The 6,571-nt window shown below is 39.9% G+C and carries 6 protein-coding genes; 5 read left to right on the plus strand and 1 reads right to left on the minus strand.

Annotated features, from left to right (window positions below; genetic code table 11):
- Positions 1 to 236: 236 nt before the first annotated feature.
- Positions 237 to 593, minus strand: coding sequence for a DUF3784 domain-containing protein (locus B5F08_RS11065; RefSeq protein ID WP_158096292.1), 357 nt, complete (start codon positions 591 to 593; stop codon positions 237 to 239).
- A gap of 136 nt (positions 594 to 729) precedes the next feature.
- Between B5F08_RS11065 and B5F08_RS11070 the strand changes: the two genes are divergently transcribed.
- The 5 genes from B5F08_RS11070 (at position 730) to B5F08_RS11090 (ending at position 6,428) form a co-directional block, all read left to right on the plus strand.
- Complete coding sequence (locus tag B5F08_RS11070) at positions 730 to 1,491, plus strand: SDR family NAD(P)-dependent oxidoreductase (RefSeq protein ID WP_087379318.1); 762 nt, start codon at positions 730 to 732, stop codon at positions 1,489 to 1,491.
- 176 nt (positions 1,492 to 1,667) lie between these two features.
- Complete coding sequence (locus tag B5F08_RS11075) at positions 1,668 to 2,462, plus strand: transporter substrate-binding domain-containing protein (protein WP_087379321.1); 795 nt, start codon at positions 1,668 to 1,670, stop codon at positions 2,460 to 2,462.
- A 216-nt stretch (positions 2,463 to 2,678) separates the two neighbouring features.
- Positions 2,679 to 3,344, plus strand: coding sequence for an amino acid ABC transporter permease (locus tag B5F08_RS11080; RefSeq protein ID WP_087379339.1), 666 nt, complete (start codon positions 2,679 to 2,681; stop codon positions 3,342 to 3,344).
- 4 nt (positions 3,345 to 3,348) lie between these two features.
- Positions 3,349 to 4,071 carry an amino acid ABC transporter ATP-binding protein gene (locus tag B5F08_RS11085; protein WP_143256401.1) on the plus strand — a complete coding sequence of 241 codons (723 nt, stop codon included), beginning with the start codon at positions 3,349 to 3,351 and terminating at the stop codon, positions 4,069 to 4,071.
- A 134-nt stretch (positions 4,072 to 4,205) separates the two neighbouring features.
- Positions 4,206 to 6,428 (plus strand): Ig-like domain-containing protein, encoded by a 2,223-nt coding sequence (locus tag B5F08_RS11090; RefSeq protein ID WP_087379327.1) that lies wholly within the window; start codon positions 4,206 to 4,208, stop codon positions 6,426 to 6,428.
- Positions 6,429 to 6,571: the final 143 nt, after the last annotated feature.

The following is a 6,571-nucleotide window of genomic DNA, read 5'->3' on the forward strand; positions in this document are numbered from 1 at the left end:
GAAGGAGGCTCTATTTATGGGTTTCATGGCATGGGGCGTTGGATATCTTGTTCTCAATGTTGTAACAAAATGTGCAGGTTGGTGGTAATCTGCAATAGTGTGGTATAATGTATTATATGTCTAAAATAATCAGCCTTTAGTATGATATTAAGAACATACATTATTATCATTGAGACAAAAAGAAACGAGCGATGGCTTTTTGGTTGTCGCTCGTTTTTCTTTAGTTGATAAAATATTTATTGGTGTTTTTTATCTTTTTCATCGTCCTTGGGCAAAAGGAAATTTTCGCTGCGGCTTCCCTTATTGAAAATATAGAAAACATCTGCGCCAAGCATTATAATTCCTCCGAAAAACAGCAGGTGGATTTTTAAAAGTCCTCCTGTTATCATTACGGCTATGGACAAAGCGGCGAAAAGGGAAGCGAATCCGAAAAGTCTGGAAAGCTTTTTAACGTTGGTTCGTTTTTTCATCTCATCAGAAAGCAGGCGGTATTTAGGTATAAGAAAATTGCATTTTCCGCTTAGATACATAAGTCCCAGTACAGCAAATATACAGATAAGTATTATTTCTACAATAACATCATTAAGTCCCATAAAATCCTCCGTTACGGTAATTTTTATCATTATATCATGTAGTTATTTTAAATGTAAACGCCTTTTTCCCTTTAATACGATAGTTTTCCGTGTTATAATGTTAAAAAACATGAAGAAACGGAAAGGATGATGCATTGTGAAAGCTTTGATTACCGGAGCAAGTTCTGGAATGGGCAGGGATATGGCTTTTTATCTTGCTTCATTGGGATATGATGTTATACTTGTTGCAAGACGTGAACAGCGCCTAAAAGAAATTGCCAAAGAAATCAACAGCAAGGACGGGGGACAGGCATTCTATGTGGAATGTGATTTGTCCAAAAGAAAAGAGTGCGTAAGACTTTACAAGCTCGTAAAAGGTGAGAAAATAGACCTGCTTATAAACAACGCAGGTTTCGGATATCACGGATATTTTTCTGAGATACCTCTTTCAAAGGAGCTTGAGATGATTGAAACAAACATTGCCGCTGTGCATATTCTTACAAAGCTTTTCTTAAAGGATATGATGAAAAGAAACAGAGGTCAGATTTTGAATGTTGCATCCTCTGCGGGATTTCTCCCGGGACCTATGCTGAATACATACTATGCCACTAAAAATTATGTTTTGAGATTTTCAGAGGGAATTTACGAGGAATTAAGACGACAGGGCAGTGCTGTTAAAATCAGCGTACTTTGTCCCGGCCCTGTAAAGACAGAATTTGACAAGGTTGCCCATGTGAATTTCAGCCTCAGCGGCATGAAAAGTGAGGCTGTGGCAAAGTATGCAATTGACCAGACACTTAAAGGAAAGCTTGTGATAATTCCGGGAATTACAATGAAGGTCGGATTATTTTTCAGAAGATTTGTAAGTGAAAAAATCCTGCTTAAGGCTTCTTATAATATTCAAAAAAGAAAAAGCTAAACTTCCATCGGAAATAATCACAGAATATTAGCGTTTTTCATGTATTACGCTGAATATTTATTCAAAAATTCTCTTTTTCTATTGACAACTGTGACGTAAAAGTGTAAATTATAACGTAGACATTTTATTTGTCTGAATATAAAAAGTAGATATAATAAGTTTGGGGGACTAACAAAATGAAGAAAGTTATTTCTATCGTTCTCGCAGTTGTTATGTGCTTGAGCCTTGCAGCATGCGGAGGAAATTCTGCTCCTGAAAACACTGTAAACAGCAAGGAAGATCTTGCAGGAAAGACAATCGGTGTTCAGATCGGAACAACAGGCGACACAGTTGTTGCAGCTGACTATGCAGCAAACGAGGGCGCAACAGTTTCACAGTTCAACAGCGGTATCCTCGCTGTTCAGGCTTTGAAGCAGGGCAAGGTAGACTGCGTTATTATCGACGAAGAGCCTGCAAAGAACTATGTTGCTTCTAATGACGGCATTAAGATTTTGGAAGATACTTTTGAGCCGGAAGATTACGCTATCTGCGTAAAGAAGGGCAACACAGAGCTTCTCGACAAGTTCAACACTGCTTTGGCAGAGCTTGAGGCTGACGGAACTCTCCAGAAGATTAAGGACAACTACATCGGCGATAACGCTGGTAAAACACCTTATGAAACTCCAGAAGGAACAGAGTATCCTAACGGCAAATTGGTAATGGCTACAAACGCTACATTCCCACCATATGAGTTCATCCAGGACAACAAGGTTGTAGGTATTGACGCTGATATCGCAAAGGCTATCTGCGACAAGCTTGGATATGAGCTTGAAATCCTTGACATGGAATTTGAGGGAATCATCGCAGCTGTTGATTCAGGTAAGGCTGACTTCGGCGCAGCAGGTATGACTGTTACTGAGGAAAGACTTGAGAGCGTTGATTTTACAAACACATATACAACATCAAAGAACGTAATCATCGTTAGAGAGTGATTTAAAAATTTCATATCTTTCTAATGACAGATGTGTAAATCTAAGAGGCTGTCGTTTCGGCAGTCTCTTTTTTTTAAAGGTTTTATATTCGGACGATTTTTTAATTAAAGGAAAAGGGTGAGATGATTGAATTTTTTTGATTCCATCGGCGCATGGTGGCAAGACAGTGTCGTTGACCCGTTTGTAGCAACCTTCATCACACAGGACAGATACAAGATGATTCTTGAGGGTTTGGGAAACACACTTTTAATCACTTTGTTTGCTGCTATAATCGGTATTGCTTTGGGCTTTATTATAGCTGCTGTAAGAACAACACACGACTTGAGAAAGGAAGAGCTTACAAAGAAAAAGGGTTTGGGAAGCTTTTTGCTTAAATTCTTTAACGGAGTTTGCAAGCTCTATCTTACAATTTTCAGAGGAACTCCTATTGTTGTTCAGCTTTTGATTTTGTACTTTATAATACTTACCAGCGTGGTAAACGCTTTGGCGGTTGCTATTGTTGGTTTCGGTCTTAACTCAGCTGCATATGTTGCAGAGATTTTCCGTTCCGGTATCATGTCAATCGACCGTGGACAAAATGAAGCCGGAAGAAGCTTGGGACTTAATTATTTCCAGACAATGATATTTATCATACTTCCTCAGGCAATTAAAAACGTTTTGCCTGCTCTTCTCAACGAGTTTATAGCTTTGCTCAAGGAAACATCAGTTGTAGGTTACATTGCAGGTACAGACCTTACAAGAGCGGCTATGAAGATTCAGACCGCAACTTACGAGCCTTTCTTCCCATATATCAGTATTGCGGTTATTTACCTTGTGATAGTTATTATCCTCACAAAGCTTGTGGGAATAGTTGAAAGGAGGCTGCGTAAGAGTGAGCACTGATGCATTGATTACAGTAAAAGACCTTGTAAAAAGCTACGGACAGCTTCACGCATTGAACGGAGTAAGCACAGAGATTAAAAAGGGCGAGGTTGTAGTAATTATCGGCCCGTCCGGTTCAGGTAAATCTACATTTCTGCGCTCCTTAAACCTTTTGGAGGTTCCCTCATCAGGACAGATTATTTTTGAGGGCGCAGACATAACAGACCCAAAGGTTGATATCAACAAGCACAGACAGAAAATGGGAATGGTTTTCCAGCAGTTCAATCTTTTCCCTCATCTTACAATACTTAAAAATATGACATTAGCTCCTATGAAGCTTTTAAAGAAGAGCAAGGCTGAGGCAGAGGCCAAGGCAATGGAGCTTCTCAAAAGAGTAGGTCTTGAGGACAGAGCAAACGCTTATCCTTCACAGCTTTCCGGCGGTCAGAAGCAGAGAATAGCTATCGTCCGTGCATTGTGCATGGAGCCGGACGTAATGCTTTTTGACGAGCCTACATCAGCTCTTGACCCTGAAATGGTTGGAGAGGTTTTGGACGTTATGAAAGCCCTTGCAAAATCCGGAATGACAATGATAATTGTTACCCACGAAATGGGCTTTGCAAAGGAAGCGGCAACAAGGGTTATCTTTATGGACCAGGGAAAAATGATAGAGGAAAACACACCTCAGGAGTTTTTCACAAACCCGAAAACCGACAGATGCAAAAACTTCCTCAACAGCATTTTGTAATTTTAATAGTTTATTTTCGGCAGAACCCTGTTTTCGGGGTTCTGCTTTTTCATTTATATCTTTTATAATTGACTTTGTTTATTAAGGTGCTATAATAGAATTAAAAGCAAATTCTAAATGAGGAGGAATAATAAGTGAAAAATCTATTAAAAAAAGGATTGCTTTTATTTTTGGTTTTTTCATTGATTGTAAGCGCATTGCCTGTGACAGCTGCTGCGGCAGATGATTTCCCCGATAATGCCCTTATAATTGTGGGCGGAAAAACAGTAACAAAGGATATGGGTCTTTCCGATGTTAAGAAGCTTTTCGGAGAGCCTAAGCTTGAAACCGTGTCTCCTTTCGGAGGAAAGGCATGTACTTTCTATGGTGATAACTACAGTGATTATCTCTATATAGAAACAAATGCTCAGGACGGAATAGCAGCTTTCGGAAGTATTTCCGAGGGTTACAGAACTCCCAAGTACAGCTTTGGGGATAAGGATGACTATTATGTTTCAGGCACAAGGATGACCGACGACAATGAGAATATTCTGGGTTATATTGGATATTATTATCCGAATATAGATTTGTCACAGCAGGCATATCAGGATAAGTTTTTCTCTGATATTGATAAGTATGACACAGCTTTGTGCCGCCATTCTGTTTTGATGTTCAACGGAGTTTCAAAGCTGTACGGCTATGATACACCGGTGGTATTTGATGAAAATACATATGCTTATAATCTTCAGCTTGCGGAAAACGGAAGCGATTTGATTGAGTATGCGGAAAATACAGGAAAAGAAGGATATGTAAAATACAGTGTAATGGGAATGTCAGGCCCTTACAGAAGCTTTTTTAATCCCCTTGATTTTGCAAGAGGAGCAAGAAGATACAAGGTTCCGGATAATATAAATAATGCCGCATTTATATTCTATCTTAAAGACGACACAGCTTATTATGTGACAGGATATGTAAATCCTGATATGTTTGATTTAACAGAAGTGGAATATACCGATGAGGAAAAAGAAACAATAAGCAAAATGCACGATATATATGTTGAATCAGTTGAGCTGTACAACTCCGGTGTAAGTAATTATTATGTGGAGCAGCCATCCTATGATACTCTGCCAATAACAGCGGGAAAGATAAACGAAAACGTGCTTAAAGGTGCTGTGTTGTTCTTAAACTGCATAAGAGTGGGAGCCGGACTTAGTGAGCTTCAGATGGATGAAGAACTTTGTCAGGGAGCACAGGCAAAAGCAACATATACCGCTTATCTTTCCAGAAACGGCATTTCAAACCCGTCGCCTCACAATCCGCCTAAGGTTGAGGGCATAAGCGACGAGTTTTATGAGCTTTGTCAACTTGGTTATGGCGAGAACCTTTTCTGGGGAGAGGCTTTGTCAAGTATTTATAAGGCTTTGGATGATTCCGCAGGCGACCCGATAAATGCAGGCCACCGCTATAATCTTCTTGACCCCAGTTACACAAATATAGGAATTGGAACATCTACTTCAAACAGTATGTCCTCTCAGGGCGTTCACAAGTTTTCCGGAAATCAGAAATCCGATGTGGATTTGATAAGCTGGCCGTCAAAGGGCGTCACACCAGTAGGCGCATTTTACAGGGATACATTTAACTGGACTACAGTATTTTATTCTGATTACAGCCTTACTGACAGCTCTTCTGTTAATGTAAAGCATCTCAACACAGGAAGAGAGTGGAATTTTAGTGACAGCGAGGAAAATACAAACTCTCACTATTTCTACAGAACAGGTTCTCAGATGAGCTTTTATGACTCAGGTCTGTCGGTTTCAGAGGGTGACGTTTATCTTGTTACTTTGAAAAATGTGAAGGATAAGGCTACAGGAGAGATTGTAGATTATTCCTACCGTTCTGTTATTGCAGATGTGTATTCAGAGGGCGGAAAAAGCGAAATTACATCAATTAAGCTTGATAAAAACAGTGCTGACATGGCAGTTGGTGAAACCTTAAAGCTTGGTGCGGCATTACAGCCTACAGCGCCGAAAAACGCTATGGTTTATTGGAGCACATCTGACGAAACAGTTGCCAAGGTAAGCCCAAACGGTGTGGTAACTGCTTTGAAAGACGGCACAGTCACAATAACCGCAATGTCAGAGGACGGAGGGCTTAAGGATACCTGCGTTATAACTGTTGGAAAGAAAGAAGAAACTCTTATGGGTGATGTAAATCTTGACGGTGTTCTTTCCATAGCAGACGCCACAATGGTTCAAAGCTATCTGGCGCAAAGCGTAAGCTTTAATGACAAACAGATTGCGGCTGCTGATTTTAACAACGACGGTTCTATAAGTGTTGCGGATGTAACTGCAATTCAAACTGCTATAGCAAATAGCTAATTCTATAAAAACAGGGCTGTGCATTTGCACAGCCCTCAGCCTGTCGAAAAAGCTCAGCTTTCGCTGGGCTTTTTTCGATAAAAGTGGTAAAATAGAAGCAGGTGATAAAAATGATAGAGAAAAACAGAAAAAACAGAGAGCAA

This window comes from Anaeromassilibacillus sp. An172 (assembly GCF_002160515.1).
Classification (GTDB): Bacteria; Bacillota; Clostridia; order Oscillospirales; family Acutalibacteraceae; genus Limousia; species Limousia pullorum.